This window comes from Paracoccus aerius (assembly GCF_014656455.1).
In the GTDB taxonomy this organism is placed as follows: domain Bacteria; phylum Pseudomonadota; class Alphaproteobacteria; order Rhodobacterales; family Rhodobacteraceae; genus Paracoccus; species Paracoccus aerius.
In genome coordinates this window covers 29666-48441 of sequence record NZ_BNCL01000016.1, presented here as the reverse complement: position 1 = coordinate 48441, position 18776 = coordinate 29666, and the positions used below count along the sequence as shown (strand labels likewise).

The window sequence follows — 18776 nt, the reverse complement described above, 5'->3', positions numbered from 1 at the left end:
AAATGTCGGGCCGCTCTTCATTAGGGGGCCATTTCCCACGAAGCGCCCCGATGGGGAAAGACACCGCGTGCGTGCCGGCAGGAACCCGCCGACGCCCTTGACGTGTGATTGCCCCGCCCCGGCAGCCATGTCCAGCCCGAAGGCAAGGACGATGTGGCCAGGGGCGCGGCTGCACCAAAAGGGCGATCAAAGAAATGGATGGCGGGGCCGGCTTCCCTTCAGGCCGCCGGATCCTCGACCGCAAGCCCCTTGCCCGGCGACGGCGCGGTCGCCTCGGTCGTTGCCGATTTGTCATCGCGCGAGCTGCGGCGCAGCACGATCAGGCCGGAACCCACGATCAGCGCCGCACCGGCAATCATGCCGGTGGCCGGGACGTCCCCGAACACGACAAATCCCAGCAGGGCGCCCCAGACCAGCAGCGAATATTGCAGCGGCGCCACGACCGAGGCATCGGCCAGCTTCAGCGACCGCGTGACCAACATATGGGCGGCCGTCGCGACCACGCCCAGCAGGAACAGCAAGCCCAGATCGGACAGGGACCGGACAGGCTGCCAGTCGAACGGCGCCAGCACCAGCCCGGCCAGGGTCGCGGCGGCAAGCTGGAACAGCACCAGGTCGCGGTCGGGCGTCTCGCGCAGGGACCGGCCAAGGATGACCATCGCCGCAAAGGCCGCCGTGCCCAGCAGGGCGAACAGGACGCCCAGCCCGGACACCTGCAGCGATGGGGCCAGCAGGATCAGGACGCCCGCAAAGCCCACCGCGACGGCGGTCCAGGTCTTGGCCGATACCCTTTCGCCCAGCAGAAGGGGGGACACCGCCACCACATAGATGGGCGCGGCCATCCAGAAGGCCATCACGTCGACCAGCGGCATATAGAAGACGGCCAGGTAGAAGCAGAACACCTCGGCCGTGGCGCAGATCGCGCGAAGGGCCTGCAGGCCGGGACGTGGTGCCGACTTGACCCGCGCCACGACGCCCTTTCCGCGCAGGAAGAAGGGCGCCATCATCAGCCCGGCCGCAAGCGACCGCAGCAGGATCACCTGGGCCACTCCGTAATCGGCCACCAGCCATTTGCCGATCGTGTCATTCAGCGCGAATGCCGCCATTCCCAGCAGCATCAGCAGCGCGCCTGCCAGATTGCCTGACATCCAGAATCCCGCCCCAAGCCGTTTGTTGTCATGCCTGCGGCGCCGTCACCGGCGCCGCAGGCTGTTTGAAAGCCGCCGGATCAGTTGCCTGCGCGCAGTTCCGCCAGGGCCGCCTGCACCTGGTCCACGACATCGGCGCCGATCGCGTCCTTGTGCTTTTCATAGACGACCTGCGATTTCTCCAGCATCTCCTCCTGATCCTCGGGCGAGATGGTGTTGAACTTCAAACCGGCCTCTTGCATCTTCGCCAGTGACTGCTGGTTCAGCTCCTGGATGGCCTTGCGTTCGACATCCCGGCCGACGATCGCGCAGTCGCGCAGCGCCTGCTGTTCTTCCGGCGAATAGGTGTTGAAGATCGCCTTCGAGAACAGGAACAGGAACGGCGTATAGGCGTGCTTCGTCTCGCTGATGTATTCCTGCACCTCGTAGAACTTCGAGGTGTCGATGGTCACATAGGGGTTTTCCTGCGCGTCGATCGCCTTGGTTTCCAGGGCCGAGAAGACCTCGCCAAAGGACATGGGCGTCGCGTTGGCCCCGAAGTTCGAGAAGGTGTCCAGGAAGATGTTGTTCTGCATCACGCGAACCTTCATCCCCTCGAAGTCTTCCCACTGGGTGATGGGCCGCTGAGAGTTCGACATGTTGCGGAAGCCGTTTTCCCAATAGGCCAGGTTGACCAGGCCCACCTCGTCCAGCTTCTGGTTCAGCATGTCGCCGAATTCGCCGTCCATGATGGCATAGGCTTCTTCCGGGGTGCGGAACAGGAAGGGCAGGTCGAAGACGCCAAGCGCCGGCACCATCCCCACCAGCGGCGAGGACGAGGTGACGACCGCTTCCTGCAGGCCGCTGCGCAGCGCCTGCGTGGCCTGCAGGTCGCCGCCAAGCGCGCCGCCCCAGAAGCCCTGCATCTTCATCTTGCCGCCGGTCTTTTCGTCCAGGCAGGCCTGCATCGCCTGCATCCCGGTATTGACCGGGTGGTCTTCGTTGATGCCGTTCGACACCCGGAAGGTGCGTTCCTGGAACTGGGCCAGGGCCGGGCCGGCTGCGGTCAGTGCGGTGGCCGCGCAGAGGGCGGCGGTCAGGATGGTATGTTTCATGGTCTTTTCCTCCCGTTTTGTTTGGTCTTGTAAGGTCAGTGGAACCAGTTCGCCGGAACGATGACGATGCTGGGGAATGCCACCAGCAGCAGCAGCACCAGGATCTGCGCGATCAGGAACGGCCAGACGCCGATGATCACCTTGCCCAGCGGCACGCGCCCGACGCCGCTGACGACGTTCAGCACGACGCCGACCGGCGGCGTCAGCAACCCGATGCAGCAGTTCATGATGAACATGACGCCGAAATAGATCGGGTCGATGCCTGCCTTGGTGATGATGGGCATCAACACCGGGGTCAGGATCAGGATCGTGGGCGTCAGGTCCAGGGCGGTGCCGACGATCAGGATCAGGATCATGATGGCCAGCATCAGCAGCTTGGGGTTCTCGATCAGCGGCTCGATATAGCCGGTGATCTCGGCGGGGATGTTGGCGGCGGTGATCAGCCAGGCCGACACAAGGGCCGCGCAGACCAGGAACATGATCGCAGCCGTTGTCCGCCCGGCCGCGATCAGCACCGCAGGCAGGTCGGCCAGCTTCAGTTCGCGATAGACGAACATGCCGACGAACAGGGCGTAGAAGGCGGCGATCACCGCGGCTTCGGTCGGGGTGACGACGCCCAGCTTGATGCCGCCCAGGATGATGACCGGCATCCCCAGGGCCCAGACCGCCCGGCCCGAGGCCCGTCCCCGGTCGGCCCAGCTTGCGCGGGGCAGGGTCTCGACCCGGTCGTTGCGGGCCACGATCATCCAGGTCACGGCCAGCGACAGCCCCATCAGGATGCCCGGCACGATGCCCGCCATGAACAGCCGGGAGATAGAGACGTTGGCGGCCACGCCGAAGATGATGAAGGCCATCGAGGGCGGGATCACCGGGGCGATGACGCCCCCCGCCGCGATCAGCCCGGCCGAACGGGGCACGTTGTATCCCGCGCGCGCCATCATCGGGATCAGGATTGCGGCCAGGGCCGCGGTGTCAGCCGCCGCCGAGCCCGAAATCGAGGCCATGATGACCGCCGCGATGATCGCGACAAGGCCAAGCCCCCCGCGGATATGGCCCACGCAGGTGATGGCAAAGTCGATGATGCGCTTGGACAGCCCGCCCGCGTTCATCAGCTCGCCCGCGAGGATGAAGAACGGGATCGCCAGCAGCGTGAAGGTGTCCGCCCCGATCAGCATGTTCTGGGCGATGATCTGGGTGTTGAACATGCCCATGTAGGACATCAGCACCACGCCGCAGAAGATCAGCGCAAAGGCGACCGGGGCGCCGATGGCCATGGCCCCCAGCAGCGAGACGATGAAGATCAGCAGCGTCATTCCTGGTGTCCCCGGGTGCTGCCCTCGGGCAGGCTGTGGTCATGGTCGCCGCCGAAGCTGTTGATCTCGGCCTCGGTGATCCTGCCGGTCAGCAGGCGGAACAGCCGCTCGGCCGTGATGACGATGATGCCGATGCCGGTGAACAGGCCGATGCCGTAAACCCAGGCCATCGACAGGCCGGTGACCGGCGCGCTCATGCTGGCGTTGATGGGCAATTGCTTCCAGGTGCCCAGCGTCAGCACGCCCGCGCAGCCCAGGATCAGCAGGCTGGACAGGCCCATCAGCACAATGCGGCCGCGCCGGCCGAACTGCGCCACGACGGTTTCCATCCCCATGTGCTGGTGGTGGTGATGGGCCACGACCGCGCCGATGAAGGTCAGCCAGACAAAGGCAAAGCGCGCCAGCTCGTCCGACACGGCGATGCCCGAGTTCATGGTATAGCGCATGACGACATTGACGAAGACCATGATCGCCATCGTGGCCAGCAGCAGGGCCAGAAGGATGTCGAGGAACCGGAAGAACAGGTGCGTTGCCCGCGCCATGTCAGATCCTTTCGCCAAGGCCGCGCCCGACCAGGTTGCGCATCAGCGCGCCGACGCCGAAGTCCCATGGGGGGCAGCGGTCGGTCCGGTCCACCCAGTTGACCAGCCGGCCCAGGCGGGGGGACGCGATCTCGACCCGGTCGCCGACCTCGTGGGTGAAGCCCTGGCCCGCGCCCCGGCGGTCCTTGACGGGGGCGAACATGGTGCCCAGGAACAGCACCGCCCCGTCGGGATACTGGTGCGACCGGTTCAGAAGCTGGCCGACCAGGTCGGAAGGGCTGCGGCTGATCGCCTCCATCGGGCTTTCGCCGGTCATCACGAAGCCGTCCTCGCCCTCGACCCGCAACGACACGCGCACCTGTTCCAGGTCCCCGAGGGTGAAGCCGTCGTCGAACAGGCGGATGAAGGGGCCGATGGCGCAGGATGCGTTGTTGTCCTTGGCCTTGCCCAGCAGCAGGGCCGACCGCCCCTCGACGTCGCGCAGGTTGACGTCGTTGCCAAGCGTCGCGCCCAGGATCGTGCCGTCCGACCGCACGACCAGCACGACCTCGGGTTCGGGGTTGTTCCATTCGGACATGGGGTGGATGCCGACCCTGTCGCCGCATCCGACCGCCGACATGGGCTGGGCCTTGGTGAAGATCTCGGCGTCCGGGCCGATGCCGACTTCCAGATACTGCGACCAGAGGCCCATTTCCTGCAGCAGCGCCTTGACCTGCCCGGCCTTTTCCGACCCGGCTCGGACACCCCGCAGGCTGTCGCCGATCACCGGGGCCAGTCGGGCGCGCACGTCCTGGGCGCGGGCGCTGTCGCCGCGGGCCTGTTCCTCGATCACGCGTTCCAGCATGCTGTCGGCAAAGGTGACGCCCGCGGCCTTGACGGCCTGCAGGTCGACGGGCGCCAGCATGCGACCCGCCGTTCCGTCCAGGAAATCATCCAGGGGCCCAAGATCGGGCAGGCCATCGACCGTGACCGATGCCATCAGGTCAGGGCGTTCCAGAAGGCCGGACATGGTGGCCGAGATGCCTGACAGGTCGAACAGCCGCCCGTCCCGCAGCACGACGGGGCAGGGCCCGTCCAGCCGGTCGGACCAGACCCGACCCAGCAGGATCGCGCGATCCGCATCATCCGGCAAAAGCATGGATGCCTTCAGGGCCTGCGTTGAAGCCACTTGTTCCCCTCCTTCAGGTCGGTGCCCTCCAGCACCGGGTTGTCGATGTCAGACAACCGTATGATCGGACCATAACGATTTTTCCGGCGGCTTGTCCACGGGAAACTTTCCCCGGCCGGCTGTCGCCTTCAGGCATAAACCTCCAGTTGCAGGGCCACGCGTTCGGCGGAATTGCGCATATGGGTCCGCATCGCTTCCCTTGCGCGCAGCGGATCGCGCGCGGCGATGGCATCGCGCAATTCGCTGTGCTCGCGCCGCACGACGGCCACGATCTCGACCAGTTGCAGCCTTTCGCGCGAGGCGACGATGGTCTGCATGATCCGGTCGGAAATGGCGCCGAGGAACTGGACGAAGTAATCGTTGCCGGTGGCCACCGCGATGGTCCGGTGGAAATCCAGGTCGGCGATAATGCCGTCATTGGCATTTTCGCCGGTCGCGGTGATGCGGGCCAGGGCCTCGTCCATCTGCTGCAGGTGTTCGGCCCGGTGATAGGTCGCGGCCAGCCCCGCGGCCTCGATCTCCAGCGGCACGCGCAACTGGAACAGGTCGCGGAAGGCGTGCTTGTCCATCTGCCCGCCATCGTCCAGGCGGATGTGGCGGGTCGGGCGTTCGATCACGAAGGCGCCGACGCCCTGGCGGGTCTCGATCATGCCCTCGTTGCGAAGCTGGGCGATGGCTTCGCGGATGACGGTCCGGCTGACGCCGAAGCTTTTCGACATGGCCAGTTCGGTGGGCAGCTTGTCGCCCGGCTTCAGCGCGCCCTTCTGGATCTGCCGCGAAAACTGCGTGGCGATGCGGGTCGGCAGGTGTTCGGTACGCATGATCTGGGTAAAGTCGCCGCTCATCATCCAACTCCTGTGGGTTCTGCCTGGGGCCGGGTCATCACAGATCGACCTGGCAGCCTGGATTCATCGTCATCTTCGGGTCTAGCGCGTTCTTGACCAGGGCAAGAAGCTGGCGTTTCACCGCAGGCAGGCGCATGTCGAGATCGGCCTTCTTCAGCCGCCCGATGCCATGTTCCGCGCTGATCGAGCCGCTGTACCGGTCCAGCACCTCGTTCACGATCTTCTTTGCCGTCAGGATCTGGGCGTCGATGCCGGCGGGACCCTGGGCAAAGTCCGGCAGGACGTTCAGGTGGACGTTGCCGTCGCCCACATGGCCATAGGATACGCAGATGCAGCCCGGCATCCGCGCTGTGACCGCGGCCTCGGCCTCGGCCACGAAATCGGCCAGGCGGGACAGGGGCACCGACACGTCGGTCCGCAGGTGCCGGCCCCGCTGGGCCTGGCCCAGGTTCATGCCTTCGCGGATCGCCCAAAGGTTGCGGGCCTGGGCCTGCGACTGCGCCACCACCCCGTCGACGGCCAGGCCGGATTCGAAGGCCGCTTCAAGGAAGCGGTGCATCAGGTCGTCGATGTCCACCAGTCCCGAACCCGAGATCTCGATCAGGGCATAGGCGGGATAGGTCGCCTCAAGCGGGATCGGCAGATCCGGCATCGCTTCCCTTGCCAGGTCGATGGCCAGGGGGGGCATGAACTCGAAGGCCGACATCAGGTCGCAGCAATCGCGGCGCGCGCGGCGGTAAAGCTCGATCGCGTCCTCAAGCCGGGACAGCGCGACAAGGGCGGTGGCGACCTTTTCGGGGGCGGGCAGCAGCTTGATCGACACGGCGGTGACGATGCCCAGCGTGCCTTCTGCGCCGATGAAAAGCTGCTTGAGGTCGAGGCCGCTGTTGTCCTTGCGCAGCTGCGACAGCCCGTCGAACAGCTGCCCGTCGGGAAGCACCACTTCCAGCCCCAGGACAAGCTCTCGCGTCATGCCATAGCGCAGCACGTTCACCCCGCCCGCATTGGTGGACACATTGCCGCCGATCTGGCAACTGCCCTGCGCGCCAAGGGTCAGCGGGAAATACAGGCCCACTGCCGCCACGGCCTCCTTGACCTGTTCAAGGACCGCCCCCGCCTCGACCACGGCTGAAAAGTTGTCGGGGTCCAGGCAGCGGATGCGGGACATCCGTTCCAGGGTGACGACCACCTGCCGTGCAGGCTGGTCGGGCAGGGCGCCCAGGACCAGCCCGGTATTGCCCCCCTGCGGAACGATCTGCAGATCCAGGGCCACGGCGGCGCGGACGCAAGCCTGCACCTCGGCGGTGTCGCGCGGGCGCAGGACCGCGATCGCGTCGCTTTGCACGTCGCCATGCCAGTCGCGGCAATAGGGCAGGACCGCCTCGCCGGTCAGCACCATGTCCGGGCCCAGCATCGCGGCCAGACGCTGAGCCGGGGCCAAGTCTTTGTCACCGGAAGCCCCGGCCGCCATATCCGGCAGTTCCTGTTGATCGTGCATCGCCGCGCCTTACGGATATTTATGTTTGCAGGTCATCAGACAATCATACTAATCTAAATCGTCCGGTTTTCCAGCCGGAACTGGAAAGGGAGGGCGCGAATGCATGTGCTGACCATTGGGGCGGCGGGGATGCTGGGCCGCAAGCTGACGCAACGGCTTGTGCAGATGGGCGAACTGGCGGGCAAGCCGCTGGAGGCGCTGACCCTTGTCGACGTAGTCGCGCCCGACGCGCCAGAAGGTTTCGACGGCCATTGCCGCCTGGTAGCCGCGGATCTGTCCGCCCCCGGCACCGCCGCGCAACTGATCCAGTCGCGGCCCGACGTGATCTTCCACTTCGCCGCCATCGTGTCCGGCGAGGCCGAGGCCGATTTTGAAAAGGGCTACCGGATCAACCTGGACGCCACCCGCGACCTGTTCGAGGCGATCCGCCACGCCCATGCCGCCGACGGCTATTTCCCGCGCGTGGTCTTCGCCTCGTCCATCGCGGTGATGGGGGCGCCGCTGCCTTATCCGATCCCGGACGATTTCCACGCGACGCCGCTGACCAGCTATGGCACGCAGAAGGCGATTACCGAACTGCTGCTGGCCGACTATACCCGCCGCGGCTTCTTCGACGGGATCGGCATCCGCCTGCCCACGATCTGCATCCGCCCCGGCAAGCCCAACAAGGCGGCCTCGGGTTTCTTCTCCTCCATCCTGCGCGAACCCCTTGTCGGGCAAGAGGCCGTCCTGCCGGTGCCCGACAGCGTCCGTCACTGGCACACCTCGCCCCGGTCGGCGGTGAGCTTCATGATTCACGCAGCCAGCATGGATCTGTCCAAGGTGGGGCCGCGGCGCAACCTGTCGATGCCGGGCGTCAGCGCCACGGTGGGCGACCAGATCGAGGCCCTTCGCCGCGTCGCGGGCGAAGACGCGGTGAAACTGATCCGCCGCGAACCGGACCCCGACATCACCCGCATGTGCGAAGGCTGGGCGCCGGGCTTCGAGGCGAAACGCGCCCGCGAATTGGGCTTCGTGTCCGAAGACAGCTTCGACGACATCATCCGCGCCCATGTCGAGGATGAACTGGGCGGCATGCCATGACCCGGATCGCGTTCCTGGGAACCGGGCTGATGGGTGCGCCGATGGCGCGGCGCCTGCTGGGGGCGGGCCACCACGTCACCGTCTGGAACCGCAGCCCCGAAAAGGCGCAGGTGCTGGCCCAGGCGGGCGCCGTTCCCGCCGCCGATCCCGCGCAGGCCGTGGCCGGCGCCGAGGTGGTGTTCACGATGCTGGCCGACGGGGCCGCGGTGGCCGATGTGCTGTTCGCGCGCGGCGTCGCCGATGCCATGTCCAGGGACGCGGTGCTGGTGGACACCTCGTCCATCGCGCCCGCGCAGGCCCGCGACCATGCCGCGGCCCTGGCCGCCAGGGGCATCGCGGCGGTTGATTGCCCGGTTTCCGGCGGGGTTCCGGGGGCCGAGAACGGCACCCTTGCGCTGATGGCCGGCGGCGATGCCGCGGTGATCGCCCGCATCGCCGATGTCATGGCGCCGCTGGGCCGGCTGACCCATGTCGGCCCGACGGGGGCGGGGCAGGTCTGCAAGCTGGCGAACCAGCAGATCGTCGCCATCACCATCGGCGCCGTGGCCGAGGCGATGATGCTGGTGTCGTCCGGCGGGGCCGACCGCGCCAAGTTCCGCGACGCGATCCGCGGCGGCTTCGCCGAAAGCCGCATTCTGGAACTGCACGGCGGCCGGATGATCGCACGGGACTTCCAGCCCGGCGGGCCTTCCCGGTTCCAGTTGAAGGATCTGAACGCCGTCGCGGATCTGGCGGCGGGCGCGGGGCTGACCCTGCCACTGACCGAAACGGTCCGGGCGGGTTTCAGCGACTTCGTGGCCTCGGGCCACGGCGATACAGACCACAGCGGGCTGCTGCTTCATCTGGAAGCGATGAACGCCGCGCATCCCGAAGCGAGGACCACCGATGACTGACAGCCCGCCCCGCCGCCTGCGCTCGCAGGACTGGTTCGACAACCCGGACCACGCCGACATGACCGCGCTTTATCTTGAACGGTTCATGAACTATGGCACCACGCCCGAGGAGTTGCGGTCGGGCCGCCCCATCATCGGCATCGCCCAATCGGGCAGCGACCTGAACCCCTGCAACCGGCACCACCTGGACCTGGCCCGCCGGGTGCGCGACGGCATCCGCGACGCGGGCGGCATCCCGATCGAGTTTCCCAGCCACCCCCTGTTCGAGAACTGCAAGCGCCCCACCGCCGCGCTTGACCGCAACCTGGCCTATCTGGGCCTGGTGGAACTGCTTTATGGCTATCCCTTCGACGGGGTGGTGCTGACCACCGGCTGCGACAAGACCACGCCGTCCGCGATCATGGCGGCGGCGACCGTGGACATCCCGGCCATCGTGCTGTCGGGCGGACCGATGCTGGACGGCTGGCACGAAGGCAAGCTGGCGGGATCGGGCACCGTCATCTGGCAGTCCCGCCGCAAATACGCCGCCGGAGAGATCACCCGCGACGAGTTCCTGCAGACCGCCTTGGACAGCGCGCCGTCCATCGGGCACTGCAACACGATGGGCACCGCCTCCACGATGAATGCCATCGCCGAGGCGCTTGGCATGTCGCTGACCGGCTGCGCCGCGATCCCCGCCGCCTATCGCGAACGGGGCCAGATCGCCTATCGCACCGGCAGGCGCGCCGTGGAACTGGTGAACGAGGACATCCGGCCCTCGGACATCCTGACGCGGGGGGCCTTCCTGAATGCGATCCGGGTCAATTCGGCCATCGGCGGGTCCACCAATGCGCAGCCGCATCTGATGGCGATGGCCAAGCACGCAGGCGTGGCGCTTGATCCGTCCGACTGGCAGACCCACGGCTATGACGTGCCCTTGCTGGCGAATGTCCAGCCTGCGGGTGCCTATCTGGGCGAACGCTTCCACCGCGCGGGCGGGGTGCCCGCGATCATGTGGGAACTGATGCAGGCGGGCCTGCTGGAAGGGGACTGCCCCACCGTCACCGGCCGGACCATGGCCGAGAACCTTGTGGGCCGCGAGGCCACCGACCGCGAAGTGATCCGCCCCTTCGACGCGCCGCTGATGGACCGCGCGGGCTTCCTGGTGCTGAAGGGCAACCTGTTCGACTTCGCGATCATGAAGACCAGCGTGATTTCCGAGGATTTCCGCGCCCGCTACCTGTGCCAGCCGGGCCACGAGGGCGTGTTCGAGGGCACGGCCTTCGTCTTCGACGGATCGGCGGACTATCACGACCGGATCAACGACCCGGACCTGCCCATCGACGAGAACTCGATCCTGGTGATCCGGGGTGCAGGGCCGCTTGGCTGGCCCGGCGCGGCCGAGGTGGTGAACATGCAGCCGCCCGACCGCCTGCTGAAGCGGGGCATCCGCAGCCTGCCGACCCTTGGCGACGGGCGGCAATCGGGGACGGCGGACAGCCCCTCGATCCTGAACGCTTCGCCCGAAAGCGCGGCGGGGGGCGGGCTGGCCTTCCTGCGCACCGGCGACCGCATCCGCATCGACCTGAACCACGGCCGCTGCGACATGCTGGTGGACGATGCCGAGATCGCCCGCCGCCGGGCTGAAGGCCTGCCGCCCGTCCCGCCCTCGGCCACGCCCTGGCAGCGGATCTATCGTGAAACGGTGACGCAGCTTGAAGACGGCGCGACCATCCGGGGCGCCGAGGATTTCCGCCGCATCAGCGCGAACCTGCCCCGCCACAACCACTGACGGGGGCAGGCTCGTCCGTCAACCCGGCCAGCCGTCCAAGGAGATCCTGATGTCCATTGCGCTGTTTGACCTGACGGGCAGGACGGCCCTTGTCACCGGCTCGTCGCGGGGACTGGGCCGGGCTTTCGCGGAAGGACTGGCCGGGGCGGGCGCGCGCGTCATCCTGAACGGCCAGGATCCCGACCGGCTGGAAGCCGCGGCCGCCGCCATGCGCGCGGACGGGCATGACGTGCTGACGCTGGCCTTCGACGTGGCCGATGAAGATGCCATCGTCGCGGCCTTCCGGCACCTGGATTCCCAGGGGATCGAGGTGGACATCCTGGTCAACAACGCGGGCATCCAGTTCCGCCGCCCCCTGCTGGATCTGGACAGCGACGACTGGCGCCGGGTGATCGACATCAACCTGACCTCGGCCTTCGTGATCGGCCGAGAGGCCGCGCGCCGCATGGCCCCGCGCGGGCGGGGCAAGATCATCAACATCGGCTCGGTCAATTCGCAGATGGCCCGCGCCACGATCGCGCCCTATACGGCGGCCAAGGGCGGCATCGTGATGCTGACCAAGGCCATGGCTGCCGAATGGGGCGAAAAGGGCATCCAGGCCAATGCCATCGGTCCGGGCTACATGGTCACCGAGATGAACAAGGCCCTGCTGGAAAACCCCGATTTCGACGCCTGGGTCAAGGGACGCACGCCGATGCGCCGCTGGGGCCTGCCGGAGGAACTGGCCGGCACGGTCATCTATCTGGCGTCCGACGCATCCAGCTATGTGTCGGGCCAGATCATCTATGCCGATGGGGGCATGACCTCGGTGCTGTGACGCCTAGGGGGCGGGATCCTTTCCGAAGCTCCAACCGCCTTCGCCCAGGGCGGGGGCGGCACGGTCATGGGCCATGCGGCTGCGGCCAAAGCGGATGGGCGTGCGCAGGCCCGCGATGCCTTCGGGCGCGATCTGCAAGCCGCGCGCCAGGATCTGGGGTTCCGACAGGGCCTCGGCCACGTCGTTGACGGGACCGGCGGGCACGCCCGCGCCTTCCATCAGGGCGATCAGCTCGGCTCGGGTCCGGCGCGACGTGGCGGCCGTCAGCATCGGCACCAGCCGGTCGCGATGGGCCACGCGGGCCGGGTTGGTGGCGAAGTCGGGATCGGCGGGCAGGTCGGGCAGGCCCAGCACGCGGCACAGCGCGGCGAACTGCCTGTCGTTGCCGCAGGCCAGGATCAGGTGGCCGTCGGATGCCGGGAACAGCTGGTAGGGCACGATGTTGGGATGGGCATTGCCCAGCCGGTGCGGCACCATGCCCCCCAGCAGATGGTTCATGGCCTGGTTCGCCAGCACCGCCACCCCGCAATCCAGCAGCGACAGATCCAGATGCTGCCCCCGGCCCGACCGCTGCCGTTCCGCAAGCGCCGCCTGCACCGCGATCACGCCGTAAAGCCCGGTGAAGATGTCGATCCAGGCGACGCCGACCTTTTGCGGCTCTCCGTCGGGCGCGCCCGTCAGGTCCATGATCCCCGACATGCCCTGGATCAGGAAGTCGTATCCGGGCTGGGTCGCGCGCGGCCCGTCCTGCCCGAAACCGGTGATCGAGGCATAGACCAGCCCCGGATTGCGCGCCGACAGCGTGTCATAGTCCAGGCCGAAGCGGGCCAGCCCGCCGACCTTGAAGTTCTCGACCACCACGTCGGCGTCGTCGATCAGGGCGCGCAGGCGGTCCAGGTCGGCGGGATCGTTGAAGTCGCATGTGACCGAGGTCTTGCCCCGGTTCGCGGCGTGGAAATAGGCCGCGACCCTTTCGGTGGTGCCGTCCGCGCGGGGGCGTTCGATGAAGGGCGGGCCCCAGCGGCGGGTGTCGTCGCCCTCGGGCGCCTCGACCTTGACGACCTCGGCGCCCAGGTCGGCCAGCGTCTGGCCGATCCAGGGACCGGCCAGGATGCGCGCCAGCTCGACGACGCGCAGCCCCTTCAGCGGCGCCTCAGCCAAAGGCCTGGATCCCGGTCTGCGCGCGGCCCAGGATCAGCGCGTGCACGTCATGCGTGCCTTCATAGGTGTTCACGGTTTCCAGGTTCTGGGCGTGGCGGATCACCTGGAACTCGCTTGAGATGCCGTTGCCGCCATGCATGTCCCGCGCCATCCGGGCGATGTCCAGGGCCTTGCCGCAGTTGTTGCGCTTTACGATAGAGATCATTTCGGGCGCGAAGCGGCCTTCGTCGAACAGGCGGCCGACGCGCAAGGACGCCTGCAGGCCAAGCGCGATTTCCGTCTGCATGTCGGCCAGCTTCTTCTGGAACAGCTGCGTCGCCGCCAGGGGCCGGCCGAACTGGTGGCGGTCAAGGCCGTATTGGCGGGCGCGGAACCAGCAATCCTCGGCCGCACCCATCGCGCCCCAGGAAATGCCGTAACGCGCGCGGTTGAGGCAGCCGAAGGGCCCGCCCATGCCTTCGATGTTGGGAAGCAGGGCGTCCTCGCCGACCTCGACATCCTCCATCACGATCTCTCCGGTGACGGAGGCGCGCAGCGACAGCTTGCCCTCGATCTTGGGGGCGGACAGGCCGGGCGTCCCCTTGTCCAGCACGAAGCCGCGGACCTTGCCGCCATGGGCGTCGGATTTCGCCCAGACCACGAAGACATCCGCAATGGGGCTGTTGGAAATCCACATCTTCGCGCCGTTCAGCACATAGCCGCCTTCGGTCTTCTTTGCGCGCGTCTTCATGCCGGCGGGGTCCGACCCTGCATCGGGCTCGGTCAGGCCGAAGCAGCCGATGAATTCGCCGCTGGCCAGCTTGGGCAGGTATTTGTGCTTCTGATCCTCGCTGCCATAGGCCTCGATGGGGAACATCACCAGCGATGACTGGACCGAGGCCATGCTGCGGTATCCGCTGTCGATCCGCTCGATCTCGCGCGCGACCAGGCCGTAGGAGACGTAGGAGGCGCCGACCCCGCCGTATTCCTCGGCCACCGTCACGCCCAGCAGGCCCGCCGCCCCCATCTCGCGGAAGATCTCGGGGTCGGTGGTCTCGTTCAGATAGGCGTCGGTCACGCGCGGGGCCAGCCGGTCGGCCGCGAAGGCCGCGGCGCTGTCGCGGATCATCCGTTCCTCTTCGCCAAGCTGGTCGTTCAGCAGGAAGGGATCGGCCCAGTCGAAGGCGGCACCCTTGTGGGATTTCGTGGACATGCGGGATCTCCTGTGTTGGCGACAGCATAGACATTTGCCGGGTGCATCGAAAATGATAAATCTCAATCATTCCATGCATGGGATGAATGTCATGCGCATCCGGCGATACCTGCCCAACCTCAGCCTGCTGCTGGCCTTCGACGGCGTCATGCGGCACGGATCGGTGACGGCCGCAGCGCAAGAACTGGGCCTGACGCAGAGCACCGTCAGCCGCCTGGTCCAGACGCTGGAGGAGCAGATGGGCCAGCCGTTGTTCTCGCGCCACCGCCGCCGCCTGGTCCCGACCCAGGGCGCCACCCGCTATCACACCGACATCTCGGCCGCGCTTGACCTGATCCAGCGGGGCGGCATGTCGCTGATTGCCAACCCCGAAGGCGGAAGCCTGGATCTGGCGGTGCTGCCGACCTTTGGCACCCGCTGGCTGGCCCCGCGCCTGCCCGGATTCATGGCCCGCCATCCCGGCATCCTGGTGAACCTGACCACGCGGTTCCAGCCGGTGGCCTTCGCGACCGAGCCCTTCGACGCCGCGATCATCTATCGCCCCGACGCGGACCCGGACCCGAACAGCCTGAAGCTGTTCGACGAAAGCCTGACCGCCTGCGCCAGCCCGGCCTTCCTGAAGGCCCATCCCATCGATGATCCCGGCGATCTGGCGGGGCTGGTCCTGCTGCACCTGCAGACCCGGCCCCAAGCCTGGGCCGACTGGTTCCGGGGCCAGGGCAGGGGGGCCGCGCCTTCGGGCGGAATGGTCATGGACCAGTTTTCCATGATGATCCAGGCGGCGATCTCGGGGCTGGGGGTGGCGCTTCTGCCCGACTATCTGGCCCGCCAGGAAATCGCCGAAGGCCATCTGCTGCCCGTCCTGCGCCCCGCCGTTCCGGGGCGCGGCGGCTATTGCCTGGTCTGGCCCGGCAGCCGGACGGGGTCCCGCCCGCTGGTCCATTTCCGAAACTGGCTGGCGGCCCAGGTTGCCGGCTGAACCTGCCGCCCCTGCGACTTCAAGCGGTTGTGACCGCGGGATCCTGTGCTAACGTAACGGCGATTTTCCGATAACAGGGACAAGCACAATGAAATTCACATCGCTGTTCGCGGCCTTCGCCGTCGCCGCCACGCTGGGCCAGGGTGCCGCCGCGCAGGAGATGTCGTTCTTCCGTATCGGCACCGGCGGCACGGCAGGCACCTATTACCCGATCGGCGGGCTGATCGCGAACGCCATCTCGAACCCGCCGGGATCGCGCGCCTGCGACGACGGCGGTTCCTGCGGCGTGCCGGGGCTGGTGGCGACGGCCGTGGCCTCGAACGGGTCGGTGGGCAACGTCAACGCCATCAACGGCGGCGCCCTGGAAGCGGGCTTCAGCCAGTCCGACGTGGCCTATTGGGCGCAGACCGGCACCGGGCTGTGGGAAGGCCAGCCCGCGGTCGAGAAGCTGCGCCTGATCGCGAACCTGTATCCCGAAAGCATCCACCTGGTCACCCGCGCCGACGCGGGCATCGAATCCGTGGCCGATCTGGCGGGCAAGCGCGTGTCGCTGGACGAACCCGGGTCGGGCACGCTGGTCGATGCCAAGATCATCCTGGAAGCCTATGGCCTGTCGGAAGCCGATGTGACGGCGGAATACCTCAAGCCCGACCAGGCGGCGGACCGGATGCGCGACGGCGCGATGGACGCCTTCTTCTTCGTGGGCGGCTTCCCGGCCGGCGCGATCGCCGAACTGGCCAGCCAGCATGACGTGAAGCTGGTCCCGATCGCCGGCCCCGATGTGGACAAGCTGCTGGAAACATACAACTTCTTTGCCGTCGACAACCTGCCGGCAGGCACTTATGAAGGCCAGGATGCGGACGTGGCGACCATTTCAGTGGGCGCCCAGCTTGTCACCTCGGCCGACCAGCCCGAGGAACTGATCTACGGCATCACCCAGGCCCTGTATAACGAAAACACCCAGAAGCTGTTCGCGGCGGGCCATGCCAAGGGCAAGCAGATCACGCTGGACAGCGCGACGGCGGGCGCGGGCATCCCGTTCCATCCGGGCGCGGAACGGTTCTACAGGGAAGCGGGCAAGCTTCAGTAAGCGCGGGTCCGATCCGGTTCGAAGGACGCGGGCCCAGGGGTTCGCGTCCTTTTCCGTTCCCTGCAATCCAGGAATGACGAATGTCTGACACTTCACGCCACCTGACCGAAGCCGAACTGCGCGCCATCGAGGAGGAATACGACCCCGAGGCCCGCTTCCGCACCGTCCTGCGCCCCATTGCGATCCTGACGGCGGTGATCCTGTTCCTGCTGTCGGCCTATCACTTCTATACGGCGGGCTTCGGCATCCCGCGGGCCACCACCCATCGCGGGCTGCACATGGGCGTGTCGCTGTTCGTGATCTTCCTCAGCTTCGCGGCCTTCAACAGCGGGCGCCACAAGACCACGGGCTTCGCCATCCTGGGCATCCCGGTCTATGACTGGCTGTTCGCCTTTGCCGGGGCGGTCAGTTCCTTCTATGTCCCCTGGATCTATGACCAGCTGGCCTTCCGGGTGGGCAACCCGCTGACCCTGGACATCGTCATGGGCACGCTGCTGCTGCTGACGCTGATGGAGGCCGTGCGCCGGTCGATGGGCTGGCCCCTGCCGGTGATCGCCGGTCTTTTCATCGGCTATGCCTATTGGGGCCAGTCGATGCCCGGCATCCTGGTCCATCCCGGCGCGGACTGGAACACGATCATCAACCACCTGTACCTGACCTCGCAGGGGATCTATGGCACCGCGCTTGGGGTGATCGCGACCTATGTGTTCCACTTCGTGCTGTTCGGGGTGATGGCGCAGAAGATCGGCCTGGGGCAGTTGTTCATCGACCTGGCGACCGCGCTGACCGGCCGCTTCGCGGGCGGACCCGCCAAGGTGTCGGTCGTGTCCTCGGCGATGCTGGGCACCATCTCGGGCTCGTCCATCGCCAACACGGTAACGACAGGCGCACTGACCATCCCGGCGATGATCAAGATCGGCTTCCGCCGCCATTTCGCCGCCGCGGTCGAGGCCGCGTCATCGACCGGCGGGCAGATCACCCCGCCGGTGATGGGGGCGGTTGCCTTCCTGATGGTGGAATACCTGGGCATCCCGCTGCGCACGATCCTGATTGCGGCCATCGTGCCGGCCTTCATGCACTTCTTCGGCGTCCTGGTGCAGGTTCACCTGGAAGCCAAGCGCCTTGGCATCCGCGGCCTGCGGGCCGAGGAACTGCCCAAGGCCGGCAAGGTCCTGCGCGAGGGCTGGCTGTCGGTCGCGCCCCTGATCCTGCTGGTCTGGATGCTGATGTCGGGCCGCACGCCCTTCCTGTCGGCCTTCTGGGCGATCACGGCCTGCATGGCCGTCTACCTGATCCAGCGGGTCATGGCCTCGGGCGTGGTGGGCGGCATCAGGGAAACCGCCGCCGGCATCTTCGAGGGCTTCGTGTCCGGCGCGCGCCAGTCGCTGTCGGTGACCGCTGCCGCAGCCCTCGTGGGCGTCGTGATCGGCATCGTCACGTTGACGGGGGTGGGCTTCAAGATCGCCTTCATGGTGACCTCGGTCGCGGCCAATGCGGCGGGCGACGTCCATGCCTTCTTGGGCTTCCTGCCGTTCGAGCCCTTCGGCATCGACACGCTGACGCTGCTGTTCACCCTGGTGATGACCGCCGTGGTCTGCATCCTGATGGGCTGCGGCGTGCCCACGACCGCAAACTATATCATCATGGTGGCGGTGGCCGCGCCCGTGCTGGGGATGATGAACGTGGAACCGTTGGTGGCGCATTTCTTCGTCTTCTACTTCGGGGTTCTGGCAGACGTGACGCCGCCCGTGGCGCTTGCCGCCTATGCGGGGGCGGGGATCGCGGGGGCCAATGGCTTCAAGGCGGGCAACACGGCGTTCCGGCTGTCGATGGGCAAGGCCCTGGTGCCCTTCGTCTTCGTCTTCTCGCCGTCCCTGCTGATCGTGACGCAGGCCTTCACGCTGCCCGACTTCCTGCTGGCCTTCACCGGCGCGGTCCTTGGCATCGTGGCGCTGTCGGTGGCGATCACCAACTGGCTGTTCGCCCCCCTCTGGGTGATCGAGCGGATCGCCCTGGTCCTGGCCGCCCTGCTGCTGATCGCGCCCGAGCCGGTCTCGACCGCCATCGGCTTTGCGATCCTGGCGGCGGTGACGGCGCGGCAATACCTGGCCGCGCGCGATGCCCCGGCGGCGCCGGCGGGCTGACGACGAAGAACCGGCCGGCGGGGAATGCTTCCGCCGGC

The 18776-nt window shown here is 67.3% G+C and carries 16 protein-coding genes; 7 read left to right on the top strand and 9 right to left on the bottom strand.

Annotation, left to right across the window (positions count from 1 at the left end; genetic code table 11):
• Window positions 1-218: 218 nt before the first annotated feature.
• From IE224_RS15950 to IE224_RS15920, 7 genes are all read right to left on the bottom strand, one after another.
• The gene (locus IE224_RS15950; RefSeq protein ID WP_229849413.1) at window positions 219-1148 is read right to left on the bottom strand and encodes a DMT family transporter; all 930 of its coding nucleotides are present in this window, start codon (window positions 1146-1148) and stop codon (window positions 219-221) included.
• Window positions 1149-1228: 80 nt separating this feature from the next.
• The gene (locus tag IE224_RS15945) at window positions 1229-2242 is read right to left on the bottom strand and encodes a TRAP transporter substrate-binding protein (protein WP_167623536.1); all 1014 of its coding nucleotides are present in this window, start codon (window positions 2240-2242) and stop codon (window positions 1229-1231) included.
• 35 nt (window positions 2243-2277) lie between these two features.
• Window positions 2278-3555, bottom strand: a complete 1278-nt coding sequence (locus tag IE224_RS15940) for a TRAP transporter large permease (protein WP_191311796.1) — start codon at window positions 3553-3555, stop codon at window positions 2278-2280.
• Entirely contained in the window at window positions 3552-4097 is a 546-nt protein-coding gene (locus IE224_RS15935; RefSeq protein ID WP_167623538.1) for a TRAP transporter small permease, read from the bottom strand. Before IE224_RS15935 ends, IE224_RS15940 begins: the two co-directional genes overlap by 4 nt.
• Before the next feature lies 1 nt (window position 4098).
• Entirely contained in the window at window positions 4099-5235 is a 1137-nt protein-coding gene (locus IE224_RS15930; protein WP_194585780.1) for a fumarylacetoacetate hydrolase family protein, read from the bottom strand.
• Between the two features lie 158 nt (window positions 5236-5393).
• Window positions 5394-6113 (bottom strand): FadR/GntR family transcriptional regulator, encoded by a 720-nt coding sequence (locus tag IE224_RS15925; protein ID WP_191311793.1) that lies wholly within the window; start codon window positions 6111-6113, stop codon window positions 5394-5396.
• 34 nt (window positions 6114-6147) lie between these two features.
• The gene (locus IE224_RS15920; protein WP_229849412.1) at window positions 6148-7608 is read right to left on the bottom strand and encodes an FAD-binding oxidoreductase; all 1461 of its coding nucleotides are present in this window, start codon (window positions 7606-7608) and stop codon (window positions 6148-6150) included.
• 99 nt (window positions 7609-7707) lie between these two features.
• On the opposite strand from IE224_RS15920, the gene denD reads away from it, so the two are divergent.
• From denD to IE224_RS15900, 4 genes are read left to right on the top strand one after another with little or no spacing between them, the layout of a single operon-like run.
• Window positions 7708-8691, top strand: a complete 984-nt coding sequence (gene denD / locus IE224_RS15915; RefSeq protein WP_191311791.1) for a D-erythronate dehydrogenase — start codon at window positions 7708-7710, stop codon at window positions 8689-8691.
• Entirely contained in the window at window positions 8688-9584 is an 897-nt protein-coding gene (locus IE224_RS15910; protein WP_191311789.1) for an NAD(P)-dependent oxidoreductase, read from the top strand. The genes denD and IE224_RS15910 overlap by 4 nt, the downstream gene beginning before the upstream one ends.
• Window positions 9577-11355, top strand: a complete 1779-nt coding sequence (locus IE224_RS15905) for an IlvD/Edd family dehydratase (RefSeq protein ID WP_191311788.1) — start codon at window positions 9577-9579, stop codon at window positions 11353-11355. The genes IE224_RS15910 and IE224_RS15905 overlap by 8 nt, the downstream gene beginning before the upstream one ends.
• A gap of 49 nt (window positions 11356-11404) precedes the next feature.
• Complete coding sequence (locus tag IE224_RS15900; protein WP_191311786.1) at window positions 11405-12172, top strand: SDR family oxidoreductase; 768 nt, start codon at window positions 11405-11407, stop codon at window positions 12170-12172.
• Between the two features lie 3 nt (window positions 12173-12175).
• Here the strand turns inward: IE224_RS15900 and IE224_RS15895 are convergent, their stop codons facing one another.
• Both IE224_RS15895 and IE224_RS15890 read right to left on the bottom strand, forming a co-directional pair.
• The gene (locus IE224_RS15895; protein WP_191311784.1) at window positions 12176-13333 is read right to left on the bottom strand and encodes a CaiB/BaiF CoA transferase family protein; all 1158 of its coding nucleotides are present in this window, start codon (window positions 13331-13333) and stop codon (window positions 12176-12178) included.
• Complete coding sequence (locus IE224_RS15890) at window positions 13326-14525, bottom strand: acyl-CoA dehydrogenase (protein ID WP_191311783.1); 1200 nt, start codon at window positions 14523-14525, stop codon at window positions 13326-13328. Before IE224_RS15890 ends, IE224_RS15895 begins: the two co-directional genes overlap by 8 nt.
• 91 nt (window positions 14526-14616) lie before the next feature.
• Here IE224_RS15890 and IE224_RS15885 point away from each other — a divergent pair, with 91 nt between their 5' ends.
• The 3 genes from IE224_RS15885 to IE224_RS15875 all read left to right on the top strand — a co-directional run bounded on the left by IE224_RS15885 (window position 14617) and on the right by IE224_RS15875 (window position 18738).
• Window positions 14617-15504, top strand: a complete 888-nt coding sequence (locus IE224_RS15885; RefSeq protein WP_191311781.1) for a LysR family transcriptional regulator — start codon at window positions 14617-14619, stop codon at window positions 15502-15504.
• A gap of 88 nt (window positions 15505-15592) precedes the next feature.
• Window positions 15593-16594 carry a TAXI family TRAP transporter solute-binding subunit gene (locus IE224_RS15880; RefSeq protein ID WP_191311779.1) on the top strand — a complete coding sequence of 334 codons (1002 nt, stop codon included), beginning with the start codon at window positions 15593-15595 and terminating at the stop codon, window positions 16592-16594.
• 80 nt (window positions 16595-16674) lie between these two features.
• Entirely contained in the window at window positions 16675-18738 is a 2064-nt protein-coding gene (locus tag IE224_RS15875) for a TRAP transporter permease (protein ID WP_191311777.1), read from the top strand.
• Window positions 18739-18776: the final 38 nt, after the last annotated feature.

Bases quoted from the DNA above. Each gene is read 5' to 3' on its own strand.
- IE224_RS15950 (WP_229849413.1), bottom strand. From the start codon at position 1,148: ATGTCAGGCAATCTGGCAGGCGCGCTGCTGATGCTGCTGGGAATGGCG.
- IE224_RS15945 (WP_167623536.1), bottom strand. From the start codon at position 2,242: ATGAAACATACCATCCTGACCGCCGCCCTCTGCGCGGCCACCGCACTG.
- IE224_RS15940 (WP_191311796.1), bottom strand. From the start codon at position 3,555: ATGACGCTGCTGATCTTCATCGTCTCGCTGCTGGGGGCCATGGCCATC.
- IE224_RS15935 (WP_167623538.1), bottom strand. From the start codon at position 4,097: ATGGCGCGGGCAACGCACCTGTTCTTCCGGTTCCTCGACATCCTTCTG.
- IE224_RS15930 (WP_194585780.1), bottom strand. From the start codon at position 5,235: ATGCTTTTGCCGGATGATGCGGATCGCGCGATCCTGCTGGGTCGGGTC.
- IE224_RS15925 (WP_191311793.1), bottom strand. From the start codon at position 6,113: ATGATGAGCGGCGACTTTACCCAGATCATGCGTACCGAACACCTGCCG.
- IE224_RS15920 (WP_229849412.1), bottom strand. From the start codon at position 7,608: ATGCACGATCAACAGGAACTGCCGGATATGGCGGCCGGGGCTTCCGGT.
- denD (WP_191311791.1), top strand. From the start codon at position 7,708: ATGCATGTGCTGACCATTGGGGCGGCGGGGATGCTGGGCCGCAAGCTG.
- IE224_RS15910 (WP_191311789.1), top strand. From the start codon at position 8,688: ATGACCCGGATCGCGTTCCTGGGAACCGGGCTGATGGGTGCGCCGATG.
- IE224_RS15905 (WP_191311788.1), top strand. From the start codon at position 9,577: ATGACTGACAGCCCGCCCCGCCGCCTGCGCTCGCAGGACTGGTTCGAC.
- IE224_RS15900 (WP_191311786.1), top strand. From the start codon at position 11,405: ATGTCCATTGCGCTGTTTGACCTGACGGGCAGGACGGCCCTTGTCACC.
- IE224_RS15890 (WP_191311783.1), bottom strand. From the start codon at position 14,525: ATGTCCACGAAATCCCACAAGGGTGCCGCCTTCGACTGGGCCGATCCC.
- IE224_RS15885 (WP_191311781.1), top strand. From the start codon at position 14,617: ATGCGCATCCGGCGATACCTGCCCAACCTCAGCCTGCTGCTGGCCTTC.
- IE224_RS15880 (WP_191311779.1), top strand. From the start codon at position 15,593: ATGAAATTCACATCGCTGTTCGCGGCCTTCGCCGTCGCCGCCACGCTG.
- IE224_RS15875 (WP_191311777.1), top strand. From the start codon at position 16,675: ATGTCTGACACTTCACGCCACCTGACCGAAGCCGAACTGCGCGCCATC.